Source organism: Sphaerisporangium album (assembly GCF_003323745.1).
In the GTDB taxonomy this organism is placed as follows: domain Bacteria; phylum Actinomycetota; class Actinomycetes; order Streptosporangiales; family Streptosporangiaceae; genus Sphaerisporangium; species Sphaerisporangium album.
Genome location: NZ_QOIL01000018.1, coordinates 126,266 through 151,572, shown reverse-complemented (window position 1 = coordinate 151,572; position 25,307 = coordinate 126,266). Strand labels below are relative to the sequence as shown.

At 71.7% G+C, this 25,307-nt stretch carries 24 protein-coding genes and 1 pseudogene; 9 read left to right on the top strand and 16 right to left on the bottom strand.

Translation table 11 applies throughout. The features are described from left to right. Positions 1 to 2: 2 nt before the first annotated feature. Entirely contained in the window at positions 3 to 785 is a 783-nt protein-coding gene (locus DQ384_RS28780) for an ABC transporter permease (protein ID WP_114032004.1), read from the bottom strand. After that, positions 785 to 1,714 carry an ABC transporter ATP-binding protein gene (locus DQ384_RS28775; RefSeq protein ID WP_220183187.1) on the bottom strand — a complete coding sequence of 310 codons (930 nt, stop codon included), beginning with the start codon at positions 1,712 to 1,714 and terminating at the stop codon, positions 785 to 787. The genes DQ384_RS28780 and DQ384_RS28775 overlap by 1 nt, the downstream gene beginning before the upstream one ends. A 334-nt stretch (positions 1,715 to 2,048) precedes the next feature. Here DQ384_RS28775 and DQ384_RS28770 point away from each other — a divergent pair, with 334 nt between their 5' ends. Beyond that, positions 2,049 to 4,382, top strand: a complete 2,334-nt coding sequence (locus tag DQ384_RS28770; RefSeq protein ID WP_114032002.1) for a phosphoketolase family protein — start codon at positions 2,049 to 2,051, stop codon at positions 4,380 to 4,382. Between the two features lie 50 nt (positions 4,383 to 4,432). Here the strand turns inward: DQ384_RS28770 and DQ384_RS28765 are convergent, their stop codons facing one another. The 7 genes and pseudogenes from DQ384_RS28765 to DQ384_RS28740 all read right to left on the bottom strand — a co-directional run bounded on the left by DQ384_RS28765 (position 4,433) and on the right by DQ384_RS28740 (position 9,405). Beyond that, positions 4,433 to 4,819 (bottom strand): VOC family protein, encoded by a 387-nt coding sequence (locus DQ384_RS28765; RefSeq protein WP_114032001.1) that lies wholly within the window; start codon positions 4,817 to 4,819, stop codon positions 4,433 to 4,435. A 129-nt stretch (positions 4,820 to 4,948) separates the two neighbouring features. Next, positions 4,949 to 5,503 carry a ferritin-like domain-containing protein gene (locus DQ384_RS28760; RefSeq protein WP_114032047.1) on the bottom strand — a complete coding sequence of 185 codons (555 nt, stop codon included), beginning with the start codon at positions 5,501 to 5,503 and terminating at the stop codon, positions 4,949 to 4,951. 63 nt (positions 5,504 to 5,566) lie between these two features. Further along, positions 5,567 to 6,724, bottom strand: a complete 1,158-nt coding sequence (locus DQ384_RS28755) for a cation:proton antiporter (RefSeq protein ID WP_114032000.1) — start codon at positions 6,722 to 6,724, stop codon at positions 5,567 to 5,569. A 7-nt stretch (positions 6,725 to 6,731) separates the two neighbouring features. After that, positions 6,732 to 7,214 (bottom strand): cation:proton antiporter regulatory subunit, encoded by a 483-nt coding sequence (locus DQ384_RS28750; RefSeq protein ID WP_114031999.1) that lies wholly within the window; start codon positions 7,212 to 7,214, stop codon positions 6,732 to 6,734. 183 nt (positions 7,215 to 7,397) lie between these two features. After that, the gene (locus DQ384_RS44005; RefSeq protein ID WP_342769464.1) at positions 7,398 to 7,826 is read right to left on the bottom strand and encodes a GntP family permease; all 429 of its coding nucleotides are present in this window, start codon (positions 7,824 to 7,826) and stop codon (positions 7,398 to 7,400) included. Between the two features lie 97 nt (positions 7,827 to 7,923). Then, positions 7,924 to 8,835 (bottom strand): annotated as a pseudogene (locus tag DQ384_RS44000) (GntP family permease); the annotation flags it as partial. 42 nt (positions 8,836 to 8,877) lie between these two features. Continuing rightward, positions 8,878 to 9,405, bottom strand: a complete 528-nt coding sequence (locus tag DQ384_RS28740; RefSeq protein WP_245966856.1) for a gluconokinase — start codon at positions 9,403 to 9,405, stop codon at positions 8,878 to 8,880. 244 nt (positions 9,406 to 9,649) lie between these two features. On the opposite strand from DQ384_RS28740, the gene DQ384_RS28735 reads away from it, so the two are divergent. Next, positions 9,650 to 10,360, top strand: coding sequence for a FadR/GntR family transcriptional regulator (locus tag DQ384_RS28735; RefSeq protein WP_220183185.1), 711 nt, complete (start codon positions 9,650 to 9,652; stop codon positions 10,358 to 10,360). A gap of 121 nt (positions 10,361 to 10,481) precedes the next feature. Here DQ384_RS28735 and DQ384_RS28730 read toward each other — a convergent pair whose 3' ends face one another. Further along, complete coding sequence (locus DQ384_RS28730; RefSeq protein WP_114031996.1) at positions 10,482 to 11,372, bottom strand: helix-turn-helix transcriptional regulator; 891 nt, start codon at positions 11,370 to 11,372, stop codon at positions 10,482 to 10,484. 255 nt (positions 11,373 to 11,627) lie between these two features. Between DQ384_RS28730 and DQ384_RS28725 the strand changes: the two genes are divergently transcribed. The 3 genes from DQ384_RS28725 to DQ384_RS43185 all read left to right on the top strand — a co-directional run bounded on the left by DQ384_RS28725 (position 11,628) and on the right by DQ384_RS43185 (position 13,627). Next, on the top strand, positions 11,628 to 12,644 hold the full coding sequence (locus DQ384_RS28725) for a zinc-dependent alcohol dehydrogenase family protein (RefSeq protein ID WP_114031995.1): 1,017 nt from the start codon (positions 11,628 to 11,630) through the stop codon (positions 12,642 to 12,644). An 89-nt stretch (positions 12,645 to 12,733) separates the two neighbouring features. Then, complete coding sequence (locus tag DQ384_RS28720; protein ID WP_114031994.1) at positions 12,734 to 13,144, top strand: (R)-mandelonitrile lyase; 411 nt, start codon at positions 12,734 to 12,736, stop codon at positions 13,142 to 13,144. Positions 13,145 to 13,324: 180 nt separating this feature from the next. Further along, on the top strand, positions 13,325 to 13,627 hold the full coding sequence (locus tag DQ384_RS43185; RefSeq protein ID WP_245966849.1) for a cyclophilin-like fold protein: 303 nt from the start codon (positions 13,325 to 13,327) through the stop codon (positions 13,625 to 13,627). Positions 13,628 to 13,712: 85 nt separating this feature from the next. Here the strand turns inward: DQ384_RS43185 and DQ384_RS28710 are convergent, their stop codons facing one another. Both DQ384_RS28710 and DQ384_RS43180 read right to left on the bottom strand, forming a co-directional pair. Next, positions 13,713 to 14,267 carry a GNAT family N-acetyltransferase gene (locus tag DQ384_RS28710; protein ID WP_114031993.1) on the bottom strand — a complete coding sequence of 185 codons (555 nt, stop codon included), beginning with the start codon at positions 14,265 to 14,267 and terminating at the stop codon, positions 13,713 to 13,715. Between the two features lie 162 nt (positions 14,268 to 14,429). Further along, positions 14,430 to 14,585, bottom strand: coding sequence for a hypothetical protein (locus DQ384_RS43180; protein WP_245966848.1), 156 nt, complete (start codon positions 14,583 to 14,585; stop codon positions 14,430 to 14,432). Positions 14,586 to 14,765: 180 nt separating this feature from the next. On the opposite strand from DQ384_RS43180, the gene lexA reads away from it, so the two are divergent. Both lexA and DQ384_RS28685 read left to right on the top strand, forming a co-directional pair. Next, entirely contained in the window at positions 14,766 to 15,425 is a 660-nt protein-coding gene (gene lexA / locus DQ384_RS28700; protein WP_114031992.1) for a transcriptional repressor LexA, read from the top strand. Between the two features lie 1,569 nt (positions 15,426 to 16,994). Further along, positions 16,995 to 18,839: a cellulose binding domain-containing protein gene (locus tag DQ384_RS28685; protein ID WP_114031989.1), complete on the top strand. Its 1,845-nt coding sequence runs from the start codon at positions 16,995 to 16,997 to the stop codon at positions 18,837 to 18,839. A 91-nt stretch (positions 18,840 to 18,930) separates the two neighbouring features. Here the strand turns inward: DQ384_RS28685 and DQ384_RS28680 are convergent, their stop codons facing one another. From DQ384_RS28680 to DQ384_RS28670, 3 genes are all read right to left on the bottom strand, one after another. Continuing rightward, positions 18,931 to 19,521 (bottom strand): NUDIX hydrolase, encoded by a 591-nt coding sequence (locus tag DQ384_RS28680; protein WP_220183184.1) that lies wholly within the window; start codon positions 19,519 to 19,521, stop codon positions 18,931 to 18,933. 142 nt (positions 19,522 to 19,663) lie between these two features. Continuing rightward, the gene (locus tag DQ384_RS28675) at positions 19,664 to 20,362 is read right to left on the bottom strand and encodes a response regulator (protein WP_114031988.1); all 699 of its coding nucleotides are present in this window, start codon (positions 20,360 to 20,362) and stop codon (positions 19,664 to 19,666) included. After that, a complete protein-coding gene (locus tag DQ384_RS28670; RefSeq protein WP_114031987.1) occupies positions 20,359 to 21,468 on the bottom strand; it encodes a sensor histidine kinase in 1,110 nt (369 codons plus the stop codon). Before DQ384_RS28670 ends, DQ384_RS28675 begins: the two co-directional genes overlap by 4 nt. 158 nt (positions 21,469 to 21,626) lie before the next feature. On the opposite strand from DQ384_RS28670, the gene DQ384_RS28665 reads away from it, so the two are divergent. Beyond that, positions 21,627 to 22,817, top strand: coding sequence for an alpha/beta hydrolase family protein (locus DQ384_RS28665; protein WP_114031986.1), 1,191 nt, complete (start codon positions 21,627 to 21,629; stop codon positions 22,815 to 22,817). Positions 22,818 to 22,846: 29 nt separating this feature from the next. On the opposite strand, the gene DQ384_RS28660 is transcribed toward DQ384_RS28665, so the two are convergent. After that, positions 22,847 to 24,136: a tetratricopeptide repeat protein gene (locus tag DQ384_RS28660; RefSeq protein ID WP_114031985.1), complete on the bottom strand. Its 1,290-nt coding sequence runs from the start codon at positions 24,134 to 24,136 to the stop codon at positions 22,847 to 22,849. 348 nt (positions 24,137 to 24,484) lie between these two features. On the opposite strand from DQ384_RS28660, the gene vanY-N reads away from it, so the two are divergent. Then, a complete protein-coding gene (gene vanY-N, locus DQ384_RS28655) occupies positions 24,485 to 25,057 on the top strand; it encodes a D,D-peptidase/D,D-carboxypeptidase VanY-N (RefSeq protein WP_114031984.1) in 573 nt (190 codons plus the stop codon). The last annotated feature ends 250 nt before the right edge of the window (positions 25,058 to 25,307 follow it).

Below are 25,307 nucleotides of genomic sequence, written 5' to 3'. Positions count from 1 at the left end.
TGTCAGTCCTGAAGTCGTCTGCCGAAGGCGTGGAAGGCCCAGAGCATGCCGGCGGCCGTGAAGACCAGCAGGTAGGCCAGGTGCGCGGCCACCGGCCACGGGGGAGCGGCGCCCAGGGTGGCGGCGCGGTCGAGCTCGACGCCGTGCCACAGCGGCGACAGGTAGGCCAGCGGCCGGACCACGGCGGGCAGCTGGCCGACGGGGAAGAACACCCCGGCGAACAGCGTGGAGGGGATCATCACGAACCGGAACAGCAGCGCGAAGTAGCTGTCGTGGTCGACGCCGGCCGAGAAGGCCATGGTGGGGGCGGCGGTGGCCAGCGCCACCAGGCCGCACACCAGCGGGGTGACCAGCGCCCAGGGAGAGCGCAGCGCCCCGAACAGGGCCGAGACACCCAGGAACACCACCGCGGCGATCTCGACGCGGATCAGGATGTACAGCAGGTAGCCGCACACCATGTCGCCGGCCTCCACAGGCGTGGCGCGCATGGCGTGGAAGCCGCGCGTCCACTTGAAGTCGCCGAGGATGGGGTAGGTGCACTCGCCGACCGCCATCTGGAAGGCGGTGGCGGCCATCACGCCCGGGACGATCCAGGCCAGGTAGCTCACCCCGCCGATGTCGCCGACGTGGCCGCCGACCCCCAGGCCGATGCTGAGCAGGAACAGCACCGGCAGCACGAAGGAGGAGAACACCGAGGCCCGCCACAGCCGCCGGTACAGGGTGAGGTCGCGCTCCAGCACCGCCAGCGTCGAACGCGCGCTGACCCGCGTCGCCAGGATCGCCATCAGTCGACCAGGGTGCGGCCGGTGAGGTGCAGGAACACGTCCTCCAGGGTGGAGCGGCGCACCAGCACGCTGGAGGGGGTCAGGCCGCGCCGGTGGACCTCGGCGGTGGCGGCGTCGCCGTCGGCGGCGTACACCAGCAGCCGGTCGGGCAGCGGGTCGATGCGCGTGCCCACCCCGGCGAGCTTGCCGGCCAGGTCGGCGGGGCGTTCGTCGCCGAAGCGCAGCTCGACCACCTCAGGGGTGGAGTAGGTCTCGATGAGCGCGCGCGGCGAGCCCTCGGCGACGATGCGGCCGCCGTCCATGACCACCAGCCGGTCGCACAGCTGCTCGGCCTCGTCCATGTAGTGGGTGGTGAGCACCAGGGTGGTGCCGCGGCGCTTGAGCTGGAACAGCCGTTCCCACAGCAGGTGGCGCGCCTGGGGGTCCAGGCCGGTGGTCGGCTCGTCCAAGAGCACCAGGTCGGGGTCGTTGACCATCGCGCGGGCGATGGTCAGGCGGCGTTTCATGCCGCCCGACAGCGGATCGACCTTGCTGCCGGCGCGGTCGGCCAGTTGCACGAACTCCAGCAGCTCGTCGGCGCGGCGCCGGGCCTCGGCCCGGGGCACGCCGAAGTAGCGGGCGTAGGTGAGCAGGTTCTCGCGCACGCTGAGGTCGGGGTCGAGGTTGTCCAGCTGCGGGCAGACCCCGAGCCGGGCGCGGATGCGGGTGCCGTCACGGACGGGGTCCATGCCGAGGATGCGCAGCTCACCGGACGTGGGCATGGACACGCAGCCGATCATGCGCATGGTGGAGGACTTCCCGGCGCCGTTGGGGCCGAGGAAGCCGAACGCCTCGCCGGGGGCGACCGACAGGTCGATGCCGTCCACGGCGGTGAAGTCACCGAAGCGTTTGACCAGGCCACGCGCGTAGATCAGAGGTTGGTCGGACACGGTGCAGACCCTAGCCAACCCCTCCGACATTTTCCCACCGGGTTTTCGGTGTCGCCGCGACCGCCGGGGGCGCTCAGGGGGCCGGCGCCCCGCGCGGGGCCCTGTTCGACGACGAACTCGACCGGGATGTTGCCGCGCGTGGCGTTGGAGTAGGGGCACGAGCCGGCGTCCCTGCGCCAGGTCCTGCGCCGCCTCACCGCCACCCTGGACGCCCCGCCCGCCGCCCACCCCGCCGGCTCCCCTCCGGCCTCGCGAGGCGCGGCCGCCGAGGGCCCTGCCAGATCGGGACCAAGGTCTCTGGCATAACCACCCCCGGCCGGGAACGCTCGTAGGCATGAGTGAGCTTGAGCGCATCGACGCCTACTGGCGCGCCGCCAACTACCTGTCGGTCGGCCAGATCTACCTGCTGGACAACCCGCTGCTGCGCGAGCCGCTGCGGCCCGAGCACGTCAAGCCCCGCCTGCTCGGGCACTGGGGGACCACACCGGGCCTGAACTTCTGCTTCGCCCACCTGGACCGGATCATCCGGGAACGCGACCAGGACATGATCTACATCTGCGGCCCCGGCCACGGCGGCCCGGCGGCCGTGGCCAACGCCTGGCTGGAGGGCACGTACTCGGAGGTCTACCCCTCGGTGTCCCAGGACGAGGACGGGATGCGCCGGCTGTTCCGCCAGTTCTCCTTCCCCGGCGGCATTCCCAGCCACGTCGCCCCCGAGACCCCCGGGTCGATCAACGAGGGCGGCGAGCTCGGCTACTCCCTGGCCCACGCCTACGGCGCCGCGTTCGACAACCCCGGCCTGGTCGTGGCGTGCGTCGTCGGCGACGGCGAGGCGGAGACCGGCCCGCTGGCCACCAGCTGGCACTCCAACAAGTTCCTCAACCCGGAGCGGGACGGGGCGGTGCTGCCCATCCTGCACCTCAACGGCTACAAGATCGCCAACCCGACGGTGCTGGCCCGCATCCCCGAGGCCGACCTGCTGGCCCTCATGCAGGGGTACGGCTACCGCCCCCACCTGGTCTCCGGCGAGGACCCCGCCGCGACCCACCGGCTGATGGCCGAGACGCTGGACGTGGTCTTCGACCAGATCGCCGCGGTGAAGTCCGGCGCCGAGGACCGCCCGCCCATGATCATCCTGCGGACGCCCAAGGGCTGGACGGGCCCCAAAGAGGTCGACGGCCTGCCGGTGGAGGGCACCTGGCGCTCGCACCAGGTGCCGCTGAGCGGGGTGCGCGACAACCCCGAGCACCTGCGGGAGCTGGAGGCGTGGATGCGCTCCTACCGGCCCGGCGAGCTGTTCGACGGCCACGGCCGCCCGGTGGAGGAGCTGCGCGCCCAGGTGCCCCGCGGCCCGCGCCGGATGAGCGCCAACCCGCACGCCAACGGCGGCGAGCTGCTCAAGCCCCTGGTGATGCCCGACTTCCGCGACTACGCCACCGAGGTCAAGGCCCCGGCCGCGGCCACCAGCGAGCCCACCCGCGTGCTCGGCGGGTTCCTGCGCGACATCATCGCCGCCAACCCGGCCGATTTCCGCCTGATGGGGCCGGACGAGGTCGCCTCCAACCGGCTGTCGGCGGTGTTCGAGGTCACCGGCCGCGCCTGGGACGCCGCGCGGCTGCCCACCGACGAGCACCTGTCCCCCGACGGCCGGGTGATGGAGGTGCTGAGCGAGCACCTGTGCCAGGGCTGGCTGGAGGGCTACCTGCTGACCGGCCGCCACGGCCTGTTCACCTCCTACGAGGCGTTCATCCACATCGTGGACTCGATGTTCAACCAGCACGCCAAGTGGCTGGAGTCCTCCCGCAAGATCCCCTGGCGCCGGCCGGTGGCCTCGCTGAACTACCTGCTGTCCTCGCACGTGTGGCGCCAGGACCACAACGGGTTCAGCCACCAGGACCCCGGCTTCCTGGACGTGGTCTCCAACAAGAAGGCCACGGTGGTGCGGGTGTACCTTCCGCCGGACGCCAACTGCCTGCTGTCGGTGGCCGACCACTGCCTGCGCTCGCGCGACTACGTCAACGTGGTGGTCGCCGGCAAGCAGCCGGTGCTGGACCTGATGGCGATGCCCGAGGCGGTCGTCCACTGCGCCCGCGGGGTGGGCATCCTGCCGTGGGCCTCCACCGACGAGGGCGCCGAGCCGGACGTGGTGCTGGCCTGCGCCGGGGACGTGCCCACCCTGGAGGTGCTGGCCGCCGCCGACCTGCTGCGCCGCCACCTGCCCGAGCTGAGGGTCCGCGTGGTCAACGTCGTCGACCTGATGCGCCTGCAACCGCCCTCGGAGCACCCGCACGGCATGCCCGACGCCGAGTACGACGCCCTGTTCACCACCGGCAAGCCGGTGATCTTCAACTTCCACGGCTACCCGTGGCTGATCCACCGCCTCACCTACCGGCGCACCGGGCACGACAACCTGCACGTGCGCGGCTACAAGGAGGAGGGGACGACCACCACCCCGTTCGACATGGCCATGCTCAACGACATCGACCGCTACCACCTGGTGATGGACGTGATCGACCGCGTCCCGGGGCTGGGGGAGCGGTGCGCCCATCTGCGCCAGCGGATGGCCGACGACCGCCTGCGCGCCCGCGCCTACACCCGCGAGCACGGGGAGGACTCGCCGGAGATCCGCGACTGGACCTGGCCGCACACCGACCCGGCCGCCCGCTGAGCCCCCGCGGGGTCACCGGCCGCCGCACCCGCCCCGGGTGGGCAACGGGCTCAGCCGCCGCTGCCGTAGGGGCGGGTGATGATCTCCAGGGAGTGGCCGTCGGGGTCGTCGAAGTACACCCCGCGGCCGCCGTCGTTGTGGTTGAACCGCCCGGGCCCCTGGTGCCTGGGCCCGGCCCAGTAGTCCAGGCCGGCCTCGCGGACGCGGGCGAAGATGGCGTCGAACTCCCCCTCGCTCACCAGGAACGCGTAGTGCTGGGGGGTGATCGAGGCGGCGGGGGAGTCGGCGAAGTCCAGCGTCACGCCGTTGGAGGTCTCTACCGGCAGGAACGGCCCGTAGGGCGCGCCCACATCCAGGCCGAGGATGCGCGCCAGGAAGGCGGCCGAGGCCCCCTTGTCGGCGGCGTGGACGATGGTGTGGTTGAGCTGGACGGACACGACCGGATGCCTCCCCGCGACGTCGGACGGCGGCGGGCACGCCCGCCGCGCGCCGGCTCACCACGCCGGCTCACCGGGCCGGGATGCCCCCGTGATCCACTATAGGCCGACCGTCCGGGCGCCCGGAGGTCAGGCGGGGCGGCGTCCGGCCTCGGCGGGCAGGCGGGTCAGCAGGTTGGCCAGGTCGTCGGCGTGGTCCTCCTCATCGGCCAGCAGCACCTCGAACAGCCGCCGCGTGGTCGGGTCGCCGTCGCCCAGCCACTGGGCGATCTCGGTGTAGGAGGCGATGGCCACCCGCTCGGCGATCAGATCCTCCTTGATCATCTCGATCAGGTCCAGGCTCGCGTCGTACTGGGTGTGGGACCGGGCGCTGAGCCGGGCCGGGTCGAAGTCGGGGGCCCCGCCGAGCTGGGAGATGCGCTCGGCCAGCAGGTCGGCGTGGCGCTGCTCGTCGGCGGCGTGCTCCAGGAACTCGGCGGCCACCGGCTCGGCGTGGATGCCGGTGGCGGTGTAGTAGTGGCGCTTGTAGCGCAGGACGCACACGATCTCGGTGGCCAGGGCCTCGTTGCACACCTGGACGACCCGCGGCAGGTCGGCGCCGTATGCCTCGGTCACCGGGCCCTTGTCCATCTCGGCCCGGGCGCGCTCGCGCAGGGTCTGGATGTCGGTAAGAAACTCGGCCATGCCGTCGGTGTACCCCACCCGAACGCCGGAAATGCCCGCAATGTCCGTATATATGGGTGGGGGTCAGGCGCGGCGGGCCACCAGCGCGATCAACGGCTGCACCAGCCGCGCCGCCAGCGGCCCGAACGCCGCCAGGATCAGCACGTACCCCGCCGCAAGCGGCCCGAGATCGGGATGCGCCCCCGCCGCCACCGCCAGCCCCGCGATCACGATGTTGAACTCCCCGCGCGGGATCAGCGCGATACCCGCCCGCGCCTGCCCGGCCCGCGCCACCCCCGCGCGCCGCGCCGCGTACATGCCGGTGGCCAGCTTGGTCGCCATGCTCACCACCGCCAGCAGCCCCGCCACCCCGGCCATCGGCAGGATCGCCGCTGGGTCGGTCTGCAGCCCGAAGAACACGAAGAACACCGCCGCGAACAGGTCCCGCAGCGGGATCAGCAGCGCCCGCGCCTCATGCGCCAGCTCGCCCGACAGCGCGATCCCCACCAGGAACGCCCCGACCGCCGCCGACACCTGAAGCTGCTGGGCGACCCCGGCGACCGCCAGCGCCAGCCCGACCACCTTCAGCAGCAGCACCTCGGAGTTGGGCGAGGCCACGAACGCCTCGATGAACCGCCCGAACCGGAGCGCCACCAGCAGCACGACCCCGACCGTCGCCAGCGCGATCGCCACCGTCACCGCCCCGACCGCCAGGCTCACCCCCGCCAGGATCGCCGTCAGGATCGGCAGGTACAGCGCCATCGTCAGATCCTCGAACACCAGCAGCGACAGCACCACCGGCGTCTCCCGGTTGCCGATCCACCCCAGATCCGACAGCACCTTGGCGGTGATGCCCGAGGAGGTCGCGTAGGTCACCCCGGCCATCGCCACCGCCGCCACCGGCCCCCACCCGAGCAGCAGCGCCGCCGCCGCCCCCGGGGCCGCGTTCAGGACCAGGTCCACCAGCCCGCCCCGGGCGTTGCCCCGCAGGCTGGTCACCAGCTCGTCGGCGTTGTACTCCAGCCCCAGGGTGAGCAGCAGCAGCACCACGCCGAGCTCGGCGCCCACCGCGATGAAGTCCTCACTGGTGGCCAGCGGCAGGATGCCCCCCTGCCCGAACGCCAGCCCCGCCAGCAGGTACAGCGGGATGGGGGAGATGCCGGCGCGCAGCGCGAGCGCGCCGAGCACACCGAGAGCCAGAACGATGCCGCCGAGTTCGATGAAGATGCTCGCTGTGTGCACGCCGGCCTTATCCGTGGGAAAGGATGTCGCCGACCGCGGCCGTGCTCTCCGGGCTGCCCACCACGACCACCACGTCCCCCGCCATCAGGCCGAAGTCGGGCGCGGGGCTGGCGTGCACCTGCCCGCCGCGCACCACCGCCACGATCGAGGCGCCGGTACGGGTGCGGGCCCGGGTCTCGCCCATCGGCCGCCCGGCGTAGGGCGAGCCCTCGGCGATGAGAAGCTGGACGCTGACCAGGCCCTCCACCTCGCGGTGCAGGGCGTTGAGCCGCTGGACGATGCGGGGCGCGCCCAGCAGCTCCACCAGGGCGTCGGCCTCCTCGTCGTTGAGCTGGACGGCCTCACACGCCCGGTCGGGGTCGTGCTTGTCGTAGATCACCACGTCCCGGCGGCCGCTGCGGTGCGACACCACCGCGATACGGCGCCCCGACTGGGTGGTGAACTCGTGTTTGAGCCCGATGCCCGGCAGCGCGGTCTGTTCGATCTCCACCGAGCCCTCGCCCCATCGTCGACGACGTGTTCACCCGCCCTCACAAGACGGAAAATGTCCAGTTTTGGGGCGGTCCTTGGTGAGGCTAGCACGCCTCCTCCGTCCCCGCGCACGTCAGAGCCCCTCGTCGCCCCTCGTCCCGGCCCTGTCTCTGCCCCGGCCGCAGCACGGCCGGGGTCCCGCTCAGAGCATCGGGCCCATCACCGCGCTCAGCCCGAGCACGAGCACCAGGCCGGTGACCGAGATCACCGTCTCCATGACCGACCAGGTCCGCAGGTTCTGCCCCACGCTCAGCCCGAAGTACTCCTTGACCAGCCAGAACCCCGCGTCGTTGACATGGGAGAAGAACAGCGACCCCGCGCCGATGGCCAGCACCAGCAACGAGGTCTGCCCGGTGTCCAGCGTGGGCACCAGCGGCGCCAGGATGCCCGAGGCGGTGACCGTCGCCACCGTCGCCGACCCGGTCGCCAGCCGGATCAGCACCGCCACCAGCCAGGCCAGCAGCAGCACCGAAAGCCCGCTGCCGCGCACCCACTCGGCGACCAGGCCGCCGATCCCGCTGTCCACCAGCGTCTGCTTGAACCCGCCGCCCGCCGCGACGATCAGCAGCACCCCGGCGATCGGCGGCAGCGCCCGCTGGGCAGGCGGCGATCCCCGCCCGGTCCATGCCCGCGCCCGCGCCCAGAGTGAAGATCGCCACGACGACCGCGATCAGCAGCGCCACCAGCGGCGTGCCGAGGAAGTCCAGCACCGTGCGCGCCGGGGCCCCCTCGGCGGCCACCAGGTCGGCCACCGCCTTGCCCATCATCAGCGCCACCGGCAGCAGCACCGTGGCCACCGTCGCCCCGAACGACGGGCGCCGCCCCTGGTCCTGCGCCCGCTCCTCCGGGCCGGCGAACAGCTCCGGCGCCGGCACCCGCACCCACCGCGCGGCGTAGCGGGCCAGCAGCGGCCCGGCGACCGCCACCGTCGGGATCGCCACCAGCACCCCGAGCCCGAGCGTGAGCCCGAGGTCGGCCTTCAGCGCGTCCACCGCCACCAGTGGCCCCGGGTGCGGCGGCACCAGCCCGTGCATGACCGACAGTCCCGCCAGCGCCGGGATGCCCACCGCCAGCAGCGGCAGCCCCGAACGGCGCGACACCAGGAACACCACCGGCATGAGCAGCACCAGGCCGATCTCGAAGAACATCGGCAGGCCGATCAGCGCGCCCACCCCGGCCATCGCCCACGGCAGCGCGCGGCTGCCCGACCGGCCGACGATCGTGTCGACGATCCGGCCCGCGCCGCCGGAGTCCGCCAGCAGCCCGCCGAACATCGCGCCGAGCGCGATCAGCGTGCCCACCCCGGCGGCGGTGCCGCCGAAGCCCTTGGTGAAGCTGTCGACCACCTCGGCCATCGGCAGCCCGGCGACCGCGCCCACCAGCAGCGAGCCCAGCGTCAGGCTCAGGAACGGGTGCAGCTTCAGCCAGGTGATCGCCACCACGATCAGCGCGATGCCCGCCAGCGCCGCCACCAGCAGCCGCCCGGAAGCGACGTGCGGGGCCGAGGCCGCCAGCACCCGCGTGCCCGCGCCGCCCAGGGCGAGGACCGCGTCCGCGTGTGTGTCCACGTGTACGTCCATGTGTGTGTACGGATTCATGAGGGGAAGGGGCACGGCGCGGCCCTACCGCGCGCGCCGGTCGCCCGGCGGGGGCAGGGACGGCCCCGGCCCGCCACGGGCGGGGGAGACCGCGGCCAGACAGTCCTCGACCAGCTCCTCCACCCCGCGCCGCAGGTCCAGCACGATGCCGCGCTCGCCGGGTCCCAGCGGCTCCAGGGCCGCGAACTGCGAGTCCACCAGCGAGGCCGGCATGAAATGCCCCCGACGGCCCGCCACCCGCCGCCGGACCTCCTCCTGGTCGCCGTCCAGGTGCACGAAGCCCACCCGCGGCGCCGCCGCGCGCAGCACGTCCCGGTAGGAACGCTTGAGCGCCGAGCAGCTCACCACCCCGCCACCGGCGTCGTGCGCGGCCAGCCACCCGCCGATGGCCCGCAGCCACGGCAGCCGGTCGGCGTCGGTCAGCGCCACGCCCTTGGACATCTTGGCGATGCCGGCGGGGCTGTGGAAGTCGTCGGCGTCGGCGAACGGGACCCGCAGCCGCCGCCCCAGCGCCACGCCCACCGTCGTCTTGCCCGACCCGGTCACCCCCATGACCACCAGCAGCGGCGCCGCGGAGGTTTGCCCGCCGCCGCCTGGGGGAGTCGGGGAACCCGAAGGCGCGGAGGCGGGGGGAGGCGTGGGGGGATCGACGGAGGTCATCGGGGCTCCAATCCGGACGATACTGGCCACAGCCTGACACGAATAATCATCCGTAATCAAGGGGTAACGGCCAATTAATCATACCTTTAGGGTGAGGGGGCAGCCCGCCCGCCGCCCCATGGCAGGATTGGCCACCGTGGGCACCAAAGACCAGACCAATACCGGCCAGCACGACCGCGTCCTGGACGAACTAGGCACCCGCATCACCTCCGGCGAGTTCCCCCCCGGCCACACCCTGCGCATCGAGCAACTCGAAACCCGCTTCACCGCGTCCCGATCCGTCATCCGCGAAGCCATCCGCGTCCTGGAATCCATGGGACTGGTCACCAGCCGCCGCCGCGTCGGCGTCACCGTCGCCCCCCGCACCGCCTGGAACCTGTTCGACCCCCGCCTCATCCGCTGGCGCCTGAACGGAACCGACCGCCCCGCCCTGCTGCTCTCCCTCGGCCAGCTACGCCACGGCGTCGAACCCGCCGCCGCCGCCCTCGCCGCCCACCACGCCACCCCCGAGCAATGCGGCACCCTCACCGGCGCCGTCATGCAGATGGCCGTCCACGGCAGATCCGGCGACCTGCACGCCTACCTCGACGCCGACATCCTCTTCCACCGCACCCTGCTCGCCGCCTCCGGCAACGAAATGCTCGCCGCACTCGCCGACGTCGTCGCCGAAGTCCTCAAAGGCCGCACCGGCCACGACCTCATGCCCGCCCACCCCGAACCCGCCGCCATCCGCTGGCACGCCGAAGTCGCCCAGGCCATCCAGGCCCGCGACCCCCACGCCGCCGAACGCGCCATGCGCGACATCGTCGACGAGGCCACCCGCGCCACTCAGCACCCCCCGGCATAACGCCCCGAAAGCTCCGCGCCGATCCGCGCCTCCACCAGCACCGTCGCGCGAGGGAGTGTCGCGCCGGTCGGCTGTCTCCGGTTGTACTCCAACGGCTTTGTGCCCGTGGGGGTGGGAACGGTCAGCTGCTGGGGTGCGGTGCGGGTGAGGGTGCGTGGGGGGTGGCGGCCCAGGAGGCGAGCAGGCGCAGGCCCTCTTCGAAGGGGGAGCCGGGTTGGGCGGTGTAGATGGTGAGGCTGAGGCCGGGTTCGGCGGCCATTTCCAGGCCTTCGTAGGCGAGGGTGAGGTCGCCGACGGCCTGGTGGTGGAAGCGTTTGGTGCCGGTGCCGTGGTGGCGGACGTTGTGGGCGCCCCAGCGGGTGCGGAACTCGTCGCTGCGGGTGGACAGTTCGCCGACGAGGTCGTGCAGGTCCTTGTCGTGGGGGTTGCGGCCGGCTTCGGTGCGCAGGATGGCGACGGTGATGTCGGCGGCCTGGTCCCAGTCGGGGTAGAAGCGGTGGGAGGCGGGGTCGAGGAAGTTGAAGCGGGCCAGGTTCGCCTGGTTGCCGGGTGTGGCGTAGAGGTCGGTGTAGAAGGCGCGGGCGAGCTGGTTGGCGGCGAGGATGTCCATGCGGCCGTTGCGGACGAACGCCGGCCCTGCCGTGATGGCGTCCAGGGTCCATTGCAGGCTGCGGTGCGGCTTCCATTGGTCCTTGGTGCGTCGGCGGCGGGGGCGGGTGAGGGCGCCGGAACCGTCGGCGGTCTGGGCCAGGTTCAGCAGGTGGGAGCGTTCGGCGTCGTCGAGCCGCAGGGCGCGGGCGAGGGCTTCCAGGACGGCCGGGGAGACACCGGCGAGGTTGCCGCGTTCGAGCTTGGCGTAGTACTCGACGCTCATGTCGGCCAGGGCCGCGACCTCGCTGCGGCGCAGCCCCGGCACCCGGCGCCGGGAACCGGAGGGCAGCCCGGCCTGCTCGGGGGTGATCCTTGCGCGCCGCGAGGTCAGGAACTCGCGGACCTCTTCACGGATGTCCACCCCTCGACGGTACGTCCTACCTGCGGTTATAGGGATGTACTGCCAGTACACCCCTTGGCCGTGCCTGGTTACGCGCGCCCACGAGGTGTTACCTAGAAGGTGTGGTGCTCCCGCCGGATGTGAAGCCGGTGACCGGAGGGGCTCTCGCCCGGCCCGGGCGGTCCGCTACCTGACGCCTTGGGCTCCCAACCGCACGCGGTGCCGCCAAGCATCCTGCTGGCGCGTACCCGTCTAATCACGCAAAGGAACCTCTTCATGCGCGGAGCAGTGATCCATGCCCCCGGCGATATCCGCTTGGAGACGCTGGAGGACCCGAAGATCCTTCACCCCACCGACGCGATCATCCGTACCGCGGTGACCTGCGTGTGCGGCTCGGACCTGTGGCCCTACCGCGGCACGGAGCCGACTGATGCGGCGCATCCGATGGGGCATGAGTACGTCGGCTTCGTGGAAGAAGTCGGATCGCAGGTGACCTCGGTGAAGCCGGGACAGTTCGTCGTCGGGTCGTTCGCGACCTCGGACAACACCTGCGCCAACTGCCGTAACGGCTTCCAGTCCAGCTGTCTGAACCGGGAGTTCATGAGCACCTGCCAGGCCGACTACGTTCGCATCCCCAACGCCCAGGGCACGCTCGTCGCCACCGATGGCGTGCCCGGTCAGGAGTTCTGGCCGGGGCTTCTGGCGGTCTCGGATGTGATGGGCACCGGCTGGTGGGCCGCCGACGCCGCCGAGGTCGAGCCCGGCTCCACCGCCGTGGTCGTCGGTGACGGCGCGGTCGGCCTGTGCGCGGTGATCGCGGCCAAGGAGATGGGCGCCGAACAGATCATCGCCATGTCCCGGCACGAGCCCCGGCAGGAACTGGCCCGTCAATTCGGCGCGACTGACATCGTCGTCGAGCGCGGCGAGCAGGGTGTGGCCCAGATCAAGGAGCTGACCGGCGGGATCGGCGCCGACAGCGTGCTGGAGTGCGTCGGTACCGCCGAGGCGATGCGGCAGGCCCTGCACTCCGCGCGGCCGGGCGGCAACGTCGGTTTTGTCGGCGTCCCCCACGATGTCGCGCTCGATGGGCAGGAGTTGTTCTTCTCCCACGTCGGCCTGCGCGGCGGCCCTGCTCCCGTGCGCCGCTACCTGCCCGACCTGATCGACCGCGTCCTGACCGGCCGGATCGACCCGGGCAAGGTCTTCGACCTCACCCTCCACCTCGACCAGGTCGCCGAGGGCTACCGGGCGATGGATGAGCGCAGCGCCATCAAGGCCCTCCTCCAGCCTTAACCAACCCGGGCCCCACCCAGCCGCCCGCTCGACCGCGCGCGCATCGGTCCCCGCCGGCTCACCCGCAACGCTATGGAAAGGGAACGACCATGCAGATCACGCGAAGCTCGATCGACACCACCAAAGGCCCCGCGGACTGGTTCACCGGCGAGGTCTACATCGACGCCGTCGCTGCGGCGCCCGCCCCGTCCCGGGTCACCGCCAGCCTGGTGCACTTCATGCCTGGGGCGCGGACCCACTGGCAGCGCCACTCGCTGGGCCAGACCGTCTTCGTCACCGAAGGGATCGGCCTGTGCCAGCGCCGGGGCGGACCGGTCGAGGTCATCCGGCCCGGTGACCGCGTGCTGTTCGAGGCCGATGAGGAGCACTGGCACGGCGCCGCACCGAACCGGCTGATGGTCCACCTGGCCATCAACGAAGGCGACGCCGACCACGATGTCGTGCACTGGCTGACCCCCGTCACCGACGCCGAGTACGCCGCCGCCCCGGACACCGCCTGACTCCCGGCTCTGCGAGCACGACGCCGAGCCGCTAACACGACGGAAAGAACAGTGACCGTCCATGCCGCGCGCCTCCCTCGTCTTGCCGCAGTGACCGCGCCAGCCGAGCCGTCCGCCTCATCCCGTCGGCCGACCGCGCCGCGCGGGACATCCTCCGCACCGTCCGCGAGGAACAGCGCAATGGACGTCCCTTTCACCCTCGACGGGCAGCCTGTCGACGCCACCTTGAACGGCAGCCCCGCCGCCCGTGACCTGGCCTCTCTGCTCCCGCTCACCCTGGACCTGGAGGACTTCCCTGGTCTGCGACGTCACCGACGAAGACCAGGGCGCCGCCGCCGACCGCACCGCGCACAGCGTGAACGCGGCCTTGTCGACCGCCCTGGATTCGTCACCGCATCCGTCACCGACCCCTTCGGGGACACCCTCGGCGTGATGTACAACCAGCACTACCTGGACGTACTCGCCACACGCCCCAGACCCTGACCCCCACCCCACACCCAGGGCGGGGCAGTGACACCCCACGCCGCGGCGCGCGCCACAGGGAGAGGGGCGCCACCCCGGCGCGGGGTCAGCACGGCGCGCGACGGACGTGCACGTGCCCGTCGCACGGAAACGGAGGCGTGGCCGGCACGACCCCTTCCAGCACGTACCCGCACTTCCGCGCCACACGGCACGACGCCAGATTGCCCACCTCATGCAGCAGACGCAGGCCCTCCAGCCCCCGAGCCTCGAACACCCAGGTCGTCAACGCCTCAAGAGCCCGCCCCGCCACACCCCGCCCACGCGCCGCCCGAGCCGTCCAGTAACCCACCTCCGCGAACGACGCGCCCGCGACCAGGCCCTTCACCACCACGTTCGCCACCAGACGATGGACCCCGGTCCCCGGGTCCGGCTCGGTCACCGCGAAGCTCAACCGGTCGCCATCCCGCCACCCCTTCCACTGCTTCTCCAGCCACTGCCCGGCATCACGCTCGTCCCGGACGTGGAACCTGGTCCAGCGCAGCATCACCGGATCGCGATAGGCCTCGATCAGCTCCGGGACGTCCCCCGCCGCCCACACCCGCAACAGCAGCGGCGCCACCCCTTCCCGCCCGGGAACGTGCAGGACCAACCCCATGTCCATCTCACGGTCATCACCAGCAGGCGCCACCGAAGCCACCCCCCGATTCAACGACACGGCGCCACACCAGTCCAACCCCCCGGCCGCACCAGCACCGATTGCTCGGTGGCGTACCTGACAGGTGACCACAGGGCCATTGAGGAGGCGGGGCGGCGGAGCGTGGGCTCAGGGGTGCGCGTGCCGGTCGAGGCCGAGCGTGGCGATGAGGTCTTCGTGGAGCTCGAACCAGACACGATGGCAGGAGTCGACCCGGGCGCCCGCCAGGGCCGCGGTGAACCGCGTGACGCGCTCCTCGGCTACGTGACGCCGAGCGGGTCCCACACGCTCGGCGCGCAGCGCGTGACGGGCGAGTGGCCGTACACCGCGAAGCCGCCACGCTCACCGGCCGCGTCCTGCTGTCCCCGCACGAGCACCTGCAGAACCGGCTCGCGCCCGCCGCGTACGCGAGGGGATCAGCACACCGCCCGCACGCGGAGGTTTCCGGCCTCTACCATTTCCCAGATGACCACCCACGACGATCCTGACCCGTTCGAGTACCTGGACTTCTCCTCCCTGCCGCGGCGCCAGCAGCGGATCCTGGCCGCGATCCGGGACTGGGTGGTCAGGTACGGCTATCCGCCGAGCACGCGCCAGATCGGCGACGCGGTCGGGCTGCGGTCGTCATCGTCGGTGTCGAGACACGTGAAGAGCCTGGAGGACAAGGGGTTCCTGCGCCGGGGCACGACGATGACCCGGCCGATCGACGTGCGCCTGTTCCTGCGGCACTCGGCGCCGGAACCGGCAGGCGACCTGGTGGCCGTGCCCGTGGTCGGCGACATCGCCGCGGGCACTCCCATCGCGGCCGACCAGCACGTGGACGACGTGCTGACCCTGCCCCGCGGCCTCACCGGGCGTGGCACCGTGTTCGGGCTTCGTGTGCGGGGCGACTCGATGATCGACGCCGCGATCTGCGACGGCGACATCGTCGTGGTACGGCGCCAGCCCGAGGCGCATTCGGGCCAGATCGTCGCCGCGATGATCGACGGCGAGGCCACCGTCAAGGTGTACCGCCGGCGCGACGGGCACATCCATCTCGAACCGCGCAACCCCGCCTACGACGTCCTCGACGGTGACGACGCCGTGGTGCTGGGCATCGTGGTCTCAGTCCTTCGCAGCATGTGACTCCCGCGAGGGGGTCATGTCGGCCTGGTCCGCGAGCCGCCCGGCGAGGGCCTCCGGGCGGCGTACCCAGAGGTCGCTGGTGGGCTCGTCGCACCGTGCGGTCGTGGCTTGCGGCGGCCAGTAGCGTGCGCCCGCACCACCGCGTACATGCCACCGGGGCGGCGGGATAATACGGCGTTAGAGCCTGCCAGGGGAGTGGAAGGCGACGCCGTCAATGGCGCGGTTATGCATCGAACAGTCAGAAACGGCCTGGTAGAAGACGGTGCCGAATGAGGGGGAGCGGGGCCGGCTGCCAACGGAGTGCTGGAGAGCCGGCACGTTCGACGGGGCGGGGATTGTATCGGCGGGGTCGGTGTGCGGGGACGCGATCATGGGCCAGAGCTACTTGGGGGACAGGGGCGGGATCCCGAACCCGAGGCTGGACGGCAGCTCACTTGCGGGTGTTATGCACTGGTACGTCTCTAACAGAACAGAATCCACCTTCTGTAGGGTTAAATGATATTCGCGCTGGTCAGCGCCATATAGGCGTATCCGGTCGCTCGCATCTATACGCAGTTCCTCGTCCTCTCATGCCGCCGGGATCACTGGGGTGCCGCCTGACGCGCCGGCGTGATCGGCCACTCCATGATCGACAGACGTGGATCGGCATACGGAGGGGCGCGGACCTCGAAGAAGATCCGCATGGGACTCCAGGCCGGCTCGGGAAGGCCGGACGCGTGAGGTGACGGGGTGCCGCGCCCCAGGGAGCGCCGGTCACGCGACTTCAGGCTCTCGAAGGCGGTCGCGGGACCGTCGACCGCGCTGTCCACCGCGCGTGTCCGCGATCTGGCCCGGCCTCGGCATGCCGGCATCTGTGCGGCCTGAACCTGGAAGGGCCGGTGTCGAGGTCTGGCGGCGCGTGGTGGCGGTCGTTTGCCGTGCGGGTGCTGTGCGGGTCTGATCAGGGTGCGGCGTACCGTCTTCTGCCAGGCCGTTTCCGAGTATTTGATGCATAATCGCACTTATGCATCAAACATGAGCACCCCCCCCAGCGCCGCCGGGAGGCCGCCGGCGACGCTCGGGACGTCCCTGGAGTTCTCGGGCTCCGCATGCGGCGGGTGCCGTCATTCCTCCCGCTCTGTGAGGCACGCCGGATGTGCTGGCGACGGGATCCGTGCCCGGTCACGACGGCGATGCGGTTCGGTGGTCCGCGCCGTGTTCGAACGCCGGCGGGCACTCGTGTGCACCTTCTTTCTCGGGGAGCGCCGGGGGTCCGGTGCTTCCCGTCCCGGCTTCCGCCCTGGGGCGGTGCGCGCCGGCCGTCGGGGTGGGCGCCTCTCCCCCGGCCCCGCGCGTGTGAAGAGGTGTGCGGGGCTCCCGGCCGGTCCAGGCGGAGGCGCCCGCGGGGCCGGGATCGACGGGGTTCGCGCGGTGGAGGGTGAGGATTCTCGATCGCGGGGGGTGTGGTTTTAGGCCTTGTGACGGGTCGGGTGTCAAAGCTACGATCACGACAACTCTTAGGAAACTTTCCTAAAAGAAAGCGTGACCCCGACACGCTGCACCCCTGTCCCCCACAGGCTGAGGACCCCCATGCGCCCCAAACGAAATCCCCTCGTCCTGCTCCTCACCCTCTTGCTGTCCGCGGCCGTCGTGCTCCCCACACCCGGAGCCGCCGCCGCGGCCTCCCCCACCGCGACCTTCGTCAAGACCTCCGAGTGGGGGTCGGCCTTCCAGGGCGCCTACACGATCAACAACGGCGGCACCACCCCCATTAACGGCTGGTCGGTCGCCTTCGACCTGCCGTCGGGGGCCGCGGTGACCTCCTCGTGGGACGCCTCGATGTCGCGCAACGGCCAGCGGTTCACCTTCACCAACCTCAGCTGGAACGCCACCATCGCCCCCGGCGCCTCGGCCACGTTCGGGTTCATCGCCAGCCCCGGCTCGGCCGTGCCCGCCAACTGCACCCTCAACGGCGCGTCCTGCGGCGGCACCACCGACCCGTCCGTCCCCGGCAAGCCGGGCACGCCCGCCGCGACCACGACCGGCTCGTCGATCGCGTTGTCGTGGGCCGCGTCCAGTGGCACGGTGACCGGGTACCGCGTGTACGAGGGGACCGCGGTCAAGGCCACCGTCACCGGCACCAGCGCGACCATCGGCGCGCTGGGCACCTGTGAGAGCCACACCTACACGGTGAAGGCGTACAACGGCCAGGGCGAGTCCCCCGCCAGCGACCCCGTTACCGCCACCACCACCGGATGCACCGGCACCCTGCCCGGCAAGCCGGGCACGCCCGCCGCGACCACGACCGGCTCGTCGATCGCGTTGTCGTGGGCCGCGTCCAGTGGCACGGTGACCGGGTACCGCGTGTACGAGGGGACCGCGGTCAAGGCCACCGTCACCGGCACCAGCGCCACGATCGCCTCCCTCGGCGCGTGCGAGACACACACCTACACGGTGAAGGCGTACAACGCCCAGGGCGAGTCCCCCGCCAGCGACCCGGTGACCGCCACCACCACCGGATGCACCGGCGGCGGGCCGCTTCCCAAGCACTTCCTCACCGGGTACTGGCACAACTTCGTCAACCCGGCCGTGGAACTGAAGCTCGGCGCGGTGCCCGACGAGTACGACCTGATCGCGGTGGCCTTCGCCGAGGCGACCTCGACCGCGGGTCAGCTGTCCTTCCACCTGGACCCCGGGCTGGCGAGCGCGGTGGGCGGGTACACCGAGGCGCAGTTCAAGGCCGACATCCAGGCCCTGCACGCGCGGGGCAAGAAGGTGATCCTGTCGGTGGGCGGCGAGCTCGGCCGCGTGCAGGTGGCCAGCTCGCAGGCGGCGACCGCGTTCGCCGACAGCGCCTACGCCCTGATGCAGACCTACGGGTTCGACGGGGTGGACATCGACCTGGAGAACGGGCTCAACCCCACCTACATGGCCGAGGCGCTGCGCAAGCTGCGGACGAAGGCCGGAGCGGATCTGATCATCACGATGGCGCCGCAGACCATCGACATGCAGTCGACCGGGATGGGGTACTTCCAGCTCGCGCTTGCCATCAAGGACATCCTCACCGTCGTGCACACCCAGTTCTACAACTCCGGGTCGATGCTGGGCTGTGACCAGGCGCAGGCTTACGGCCAGGGCACCGTGAACTTCATGACGGCGCTGGCGTGCATCCAGCTGGAGAACGGGCTGCGGCCCGACCAGGTGGCGCTGGGCCTGCCGGCGGGGCCGGGCGCGGCCGGTGGCGGTGTCGTGGCGCCGTCCCTGGTCAACAGCGCGCTGGACTGCCTGGCCAAGCGGGTCAACTGCGGGACGTTCGTCCCGCCGCGCACCTACCCGGGGATCCGCGGCGCGATGACCTGGTCGATCAACTGGGACGCGTCCAACAACTGGAGCTTCTCCCGGACCGTCAAGCCGCACCTGGCGACCCTGCCGTAGCACCTTGGCCGGCGAGCGCTGGTGTGCCCGCGTCGAGGCCGTACCCGTACGCCGGGTGCGGCCTCGGTCCGTGCGCGGGTGTGGTCGCGGGTCAGCCGGCGCCGGCCGGGGCGTCGCGCAGCAGGTGCTCCACCCGGGTGAGGGTCTCGCGGACGTTGGCCTCGGTCGTGGTCTCCAGGGCCTGCTCCACCGGCAGCCAGCGCAGCGGCGCCGAGGGGTTCTCCGGCCGCGCGGCCTGGGGGGTGCGGGTCCGCAGCACGTACCGCAGGTCGGCGTGCTGGTGTGCCGGCTCGTGGCCTCCGGCGGTGACCGGCACGATGACCAGGTGGACGAGGGACGAGCCCGGCCACAGGGCGAGGTCGGCGAGGCCGGTCTCCTCGCGTCCTTCGCGCAGCACGATCTGCACAGGGTCGTTCTCCCCCGGGTCGGCGTGCCCGCCGACCTGCAGCCAGGCCTGCTGGCGGGCGTGCCAGCGCAGCAGCACCCGGCGGGTGGCCGGGTCGACGATCATCGCCGAGGCCGTCACGTGCAGGGGGGTGGCACGGCTCCACGGGTCGCCGCCCGTGGCCAGCAGTTCGCGTACGCGGTCCAGGTCGGCGGCCTCCTCCGGCGAGGACGGCCGGTACCGCGAAAGGGTCCCGGCCAGCGGACCGGTCCCGGTGATCTCGGCGCTCTCCACCACTCCCCCAGCTGTGACTCGTGCTCGAACCGGCGGGCCGCCCGTGGCGGCCCGGCCGAGACTTCCACACCTGCGCCCGCGCGGGCAACGGGATTACGCGCGGCGTGGGACCGGGTCCCGGCCCGTCGGGGTGGCGCTGCTCGTGTCACCCGGGTGAGCGCCCGCCGCGACCGGACCGGGTGGCGGCGACCAGGCCGGTCTCGTAGGCGACGATCACCAGGTGCGCGCGGTCGTGGACCGACAGCTTCGCCAGCAGGCTGCGGATGTGGGTCTTGACCGTCGAGATGCCGACCCCCAGGTGGGCGGCGATCTCGGGGTTGGTCAGGCCGCGTGCGACCAGGACGAGCACCTCGCGTTCCCTGCCGGTCACCTGGCTCAGTTCGCGGTCGATGATGGCCTGGGTCTCGGCGCGGCGCGTGAACTCGGCGATGAGGCGGCGGGTGACGGTGGGGGCGAGCAGCGCCTCGCCCGCGGCGATCACGCGGATCGCGGCGAGCAGGTCGGCCGGGGGGATGTCCTTGAGCAGGAAGCCGCCGGCCCCCGCGCGCAGCGCCTCGTAGACGTATTCGTCCAGATCGAAGGTGGTCAGGATGATGACGCGGACCGTGGCGAGTTCGGGGGCGGCACGGATGCGCCGGGTCGCCTCCAGTCCGTCCATGCCGGGCATGCGAACGTCCATGAGCACCACATCGGGCCGATGACGTGCGGCGATGGTCACGACCTGGTCGCCGGTGCCCGCTTCGCCGACCGTGACCATGTCCTCGGTGCTGCCCACGAGCATGGCGAGGGTGGCCCGTAGCAACGGTTGATCGTCGGCCACGGCGACTCGGATCGGCCCGCTCACGAGGACTCCCCATGTCGGCAGGGCAGGCGGGCCAGCACCCGGAAGCCGCCGTCCGGCCGCGGCCCGGCGGTGAGGCTCCCGCCGTACATGAGGCACCTCTCGCGCATCCCGGCCAGCCCGTGCCCGCCCCCCGCGCCGGGAAGGCCCTCTCCGTCGTCGGTCACCTCGACCTCCACCACTCCGGGCTCGGGCGAGGTGACCCGCACCCGGCAGCACGATGAACCCGAGTGCTTCACCACGTTGGTCAGCGCCTCCTGGACGATCCTGTAGACGGTCAGTTCCAATCCCTCCGAAAGCGCGGCGTCCAGGTCGACCGACAGATCAACCCGGACGGCCGCGCGGGCGGCGAGCGCGTGCAGATCCGTCAGCCGGGGAGCGGGCCGCGTGCCCGGCTGGCCGGGCTCGGAGCGCAGCATGCCCAGCGCGGCGCGTATCTCCCCCATGGCGGCTCTGCCGGTGACCTCGATCAGCCGTAGCGCCTCGCGTGCCTCCCGCGGCCGCGTCTCCGCGACGAGACCGGCCACCCCGGCCCTCATCGTGATCAGGCTCATGCTGTGCGCGACCACATCGTGCAGTTCTCTGGCGATCCGCAGACGCTCGTCGGCCACCGCCCGCTCGGCCGACTGCCGCGCCGCCCGCGCGGCGTGCGACCGCTGCTCGCCCATCGCCAGGCCCACCGTCCACGGCAACCCCATCACCAGCCAGCTGAACGTGACCGCGGAGACGGTCTGCGACCACGCTGATCCCCCGGCCAGGCCCAGCGCCGCCGCGACCGCGGCAAGAGACAGGACCAGGCCCATGACCGCCCGCCGCCGCGGCTCTTGCGCCCCGACGGTGTACAGGATGACGGCGAGGGGAAGGTACAGCGCCTCCACTCCCGCGAGCAGGCCCGCCGTCACGGCCGTCACCGCCGTCACGAGCATGGGCGCCGGCCACAGGCGCCGGGCCGCCACGGGAAGGGCCGCGGCGACCGCCACCGCCGGCGGGCCCGTGCCCGCCAAGGCGGCGGCGCCGAAGGCGACGGCCAGCAGCAGCGCGGCCACGGCGTCCACGGCGACCCAGTGGGCGCGGCGCATCCGGCGCACCACCACGAGGCGATCAGTCATCTCCCGACCGTATCCACGCGGCTGACCCGGCGAAAGCGATCTCATCCTCAAGGACGACCCTGCCACGGCGTCCGGCTCCGGCCTACCCTCCTGGGCTGAGGCCGGGTTCATGCGCGCGTGCGATGCCCGGCGCCGCCGCCCACGGAAAGGTTGCGGGCATGAACAGAGCACGAGTCATGATCGGCCTCATGGCGGCGCTGGCCATCGCCGCGAGCACCACGACGACCCCGGCCACCGCGGCCACCGGGGCCACGGCACCGGCAAAGCTCGTCCTGCCGAAACCGGGGGGACCGCACCAGATCGGCACGGTGGCGCTGCACCTGGTCGACGACTCCAGGATCGAACCCTGGCTGACCACCGGGCAGAAGCGAGAACTCATGATCAGCCTGTGGTACCCGGCGCGCAAGGCCGGCCACCACCCTCTGGCCCCATGGATGCCCAAAGCCGCCGCCGACCGTTACCTGCGCGACGCGGGCGTACCGCCCGGCAAGCTGCTGCTGGGTGACACGCACGGCCACGAGGGCGCGCCGGTCGACGAACGTCTCGGCCGGCTGCCCGTCGTCCTGTACTCCCCCGGGGCCAACGCCTCCCGCTCCTACGGCACGGGCGTGGTGCAGGAACTGGCCAGCCGCGGCTATCTGGTGGTGACGATGGACCACACCTACGACGCGGCCGTCGTGGAGTTCCCCGGCGGCAGGGTGGCCACGAACCCGGCAGGAGAGGTCACCGACTTCGCCAAGGCCGTCAGGACGCGCACCGAGGACACGCGGTTCGTGCTCGACGAGCTCACCGCGCTCACCGCGGGCCGCAACCCTGACGCCGACGCCAAGCCCCTGCCCAAGGGCCTGAAGAACGCGCCGGACCTCGAACGGATCGGCATGTTCGGCCACTCGCTGGGCGGCGCGACCACCTCCTCGGCCATGTACGCCGACCGGCGGATCAAGGCGGGGCTCGGCTTGGACGGCGCGGTGCTCGGCCCCGTCGCCAAAGCGGGGCTGGATCGGCCCTACCTGGTGGTGGACACTCCCGGCAAGGGCGGGATGGCCTCCAACCCCGCCTTGCGCGAGTTCTGGTCCAACCTGCGCGGATGGCGGCTCAATCTGACCGTGCGGGGCGCCGCGCACAACTCCTTCGGCGACGACGTCCGGCTCATCCCGCTGATCGCGCCGCTGATCGGGCTGCCTCCGCGGGAGGTGGAGGAGTCGGTCGGCACCATCGCGGCCGGACGCGCACTGGCCTTCCAGCACGCCTACCCGCGTGCCTTCTTCGACCGGCACCTGCGCGGGCGCAAGGCCACGCTCCTGGACGGCCCGGCGCCGCGCTTCCCCGAGGTCGCCTACACCCGCTAGCTCCCGTGACGGCCGTGCGGTCGCGGCGGTCAGGTGGCCTGGCCGCGGGCGATGTAGACGTTCATGTCGGTGAAGTCGAGGGTGACGTTGTAGGGCTTGTAGAAGCTGTGGGAGAAGTTGGCGAGCACGTCGAACCCTTCGCGGCCGGGCGCGGACCGTTTGTCCGCGTAGCAGTAGATGTCGTTGGCGGCGGCGTTGCCGAGGCGGACCTCCTTCGGGTAGCAGGGGTAGGCGGTGAGAAACGTGCCCCCGGCCGAAGTCTCTATGGGGCGGTCGTAGTCGGTGCGGATCCGCAGCCGTTTGGCCGTGTCCTCGGTCATGCTCGCGGCCATTTCGCTCTCTCCGCCGATGTTCAGGGCCACCACCCGTGTGCCGGAGCCGGCGACACTGCCCCTGCTGAACAGGAGGTGCTCAGAGGCCAGCCAGAGCGGCAGGGGCTCGGCGCCCGACCGTTTGGCGGCGGCGCGTGCCTTCCTGGCCGTTTCGGGGGTTCTGCGGCGCAGGATCAGCGACCGGCCCGCGTAGTCGAGGGTGGCCAGGAAGTGGTACAAGATCCACGTGCCGATCAATCCGTCCCCCGCCTCTGGGTCGTCGTCTGAGTCCGACCAGCCCACGGGGATGTTGCGCAGCTCGATGGCGCCCAGCTTGAGGGAGTCCAGCACCCCGGAGTAGTACGTTACGGTTTTGCCCTCGTACTCGAACGTGTCCTCGGTCACGGCGCGCAGCCCGGCTTCCTTGGCTGCTTTCGCCGACACGTTCAGCGACGCGACGCGCGTGTAGAACGAGAGGCGCTTCGGCGGTCCGCCGTTGAGTGAGGCCTCTACCAGCGGCCTCGGGTCCGTCTGCTGCCACGGCACGCGCGCGATGTCGCCGTGGATCTGATATGGCTCGCCGCGGAATGCCGCGAACAACTTGGCGTAGCTTTCCTCGCCGGCCGCTTGCCAGCGTGGTGCGGCGAGGGGAAATTTGTCTTGCCGGGTGTAGCAGTCGGCCAGGAACCGGTTGGCGTCCTTGTCGTCGGGCGCCAGCGTGATGGCGATCTTGAGGTATTTTTCGGCGTCGGGGAACCGGTTGGCCAGTAGCCCTACATAGCCGCGCCGGCGAGCCGCGTGCAGGTTCTTGGGGTCGTTTTTCAGGATCTCCTCGTATACGCGGCCGGCCTGTTCGAACTTCCCGGCCTTGAACAGCGCGTCCGCGTCACTGCTGCCGGCCGGCGCCGCGGCCGCCCCGCCTGACAGCGGCGCGGTCGCGGCGGCACCGGCCAGCACGGCGGCGCCCCGCAGCAGCGAACGCCGGTCCCGGTTTACGTCATTGGCCATGCCTTCTCCTTTTCGTGATCACCTTCGCCGTAACTCTCTGTCCGACGAACGGTCACAGCGGCTCCACGGTGGACGGTTCGGGTCAGGGTCGGCTCAAGGCCCTCCCGTACGGCCGGGTCATCCTCGATCGGCAACACTCGCGACGCGCCGCCGAGTTCTACAGCACGCCCCGTAACTCGCCCGCCGGTCGACCCCATCCACTGTCGGCCGGCCGTGTGCCCGCCTCGTCTTCGCCGTGTCATGGTCGTGTCACGGCCTTGCCGACGGCCGCGCCGCCGACGGCCGCGTCGACAAACGGTGACATGCGGCGGACAACGCGCACATATTCGGCGCCAATCGTGGTTCGTCATGAACGAGCCACGCACGATCCCACCTCGGCCCCGAGACCGGCTGTACGCCGCGGTCACGCTGATGCTCGCCGTGTCCCTGCTGCCCGCGGCGTTCGTCCGGCATCCCCGCCGTGCCCGCGAACTGGCCTGCCGCTGGGCGTTGCGGATGCGATTCCCCGCCGAGGACCTCACCGGGCTCACCGACGGCGCCCTGGCGGCGTTCACCGCGGCGCGCACCCAGGCGCTCTGGCGTCACGGCCGGCTCATCGGCCTCACCTCGGGATACCGCGATCCCCATGTCCAGCAACGGATGTTCGACCAGGAGGTGCGCCGCTGCGGCTCCCCGGCGTTGGCACGCATGCTCGTGCTGCCACCGGCGGAATCCTCCCACGTCAAGGGCGTCGCGTTGGACGTGCGCCCCCATGAGGGCGCGCGCTGGCTGGAGGAACACGGCGCCCGCTACGACCTGTACCGCATCTACGACAACGAGTGGTGGCATTTCGAGTACCGCCCAGACAGCGGCGGCAGGCCACCACGACGACGGCCCCACCCAGGCGTGGGCTACGCCGGCGAGTACACGGACCGGCTATAGCCCGGTCCGGGTCCGCCCATGGGTGCGATTCGGAGGAGATCGCCGCCGTCGAGCTGTCCAGCGAGGACGACCGGCGCCCCGCATCCGGGACTGAAGGTCACCGGACTCATCGAGTCGAGATGACGGCGATCGGCGCGACCGTGACACAACCATGACACGGCGAAGACGAGGCGGGGACACGGTCGGCCGACAGTGGATGCGGTCGACCGGCGCCTGTTCCCCAGCGGTGGGTCCGGCTGTCTCCGTGCCA

Bases quoted from the DNA above. Each gene is read 5' to 3' on its own strand.
- DQ384_RS28780 (WP_114032004.1), bottom strand. From the start codon at position 785: ATGGCGATCCTGGCGACGCGGGTCAGCGCGCGTTCGACGCTGGCGGTG.
- DQ384_RS28770 (WP_114032002.1), top strand. From the start codon at position 2,049: ATGAGTGAGCTTGAGCGCATCGACGCCTACTGGCGCGCCGCCAACTAC.
- DQ384_RS28760 (WP_114032047.1), bottom strand. From the start codon at position 5,503: ATGGCCGAGTTTCTTACCGACATCCAGACCCTGCGCGAGCGCGCCCGG.
- DQ384_RS28740 (WP_245966856.1), bottom strand. From the start codon at position 9,405: ATGGGGGTGACCGGGTCGGGCAAGACGACGGTGGGCGTGGCGCTGGGG.
- DQ384_RS28725 (WP_114031995.1), top strand. From the start codon at position 11,628: ATGCGCGGAGCAGTGATCCATGCCCCCGGCGATATCCGCTTGGAGACG.
- DQ384_RS28720 (WP_114031994.1), top strand. From the start codon at position 12,734: ATGCAGATCACGCGAAGCTCGATCGACACCACCAAAGGCCCCGCGGAC.
- DQ384_RS43185 (WP_245966849.1), top strand. From the start codon at position 13,325: ATGGACGTCCCTTTCACCCTCGACGGGCAGCCTGTCGACGCCACCTTG.
- DQ384_RS28710 (WP_114031993.1), bottom strand. From the start codon at position 14,267: ATGGACATGGGGTTGGTCCTGCACGTTCCCGGGCGGGAAGGGGTGGCG.
- lexA (WP_114031992.1), top strand. From the start codon at position 14,766: ATGACCACCCACGACGATCCTGACCCGTTCGAGTACCTGGACTTCTCC.
- DQ384_RS28685 (WP_114031989.1), top strand. From the start codon at position 16,995: ATGCGCCCCAAACGAAATCCCCTCGTCCTGCTCCTCACCCTCTTGCTG.
- DQ384_RS28670 (WP_114031987.1), bottom strand. From the start codon at position 21,468: ATGACTGATCGCCTCGTGGTGGTGCGCCGGATGCGCCGCGCCCACTGG.
- DQ384_RS28665 (WP_114031986.1), top strand. From the start codon at position 21,627: ATGAACAGAGCACGAGTCATGATCGGCCTCATGGCGGCGCTGGCCATC.
- DQ384_RS28660 (WP_114031985.1), bottom strand. From the start codon at position 24,136: ATGGCCAATGACGTAAACCGGGACCGGCGTTCGCTGCTGCGGGGCGCC.
- vanY-N (WP_114031984.1), top strand. From the start codon at position 24,485: ATGAACGAGCCACGCACGATCCCACCTCGGCCCCGAGACCGGCTGTAC.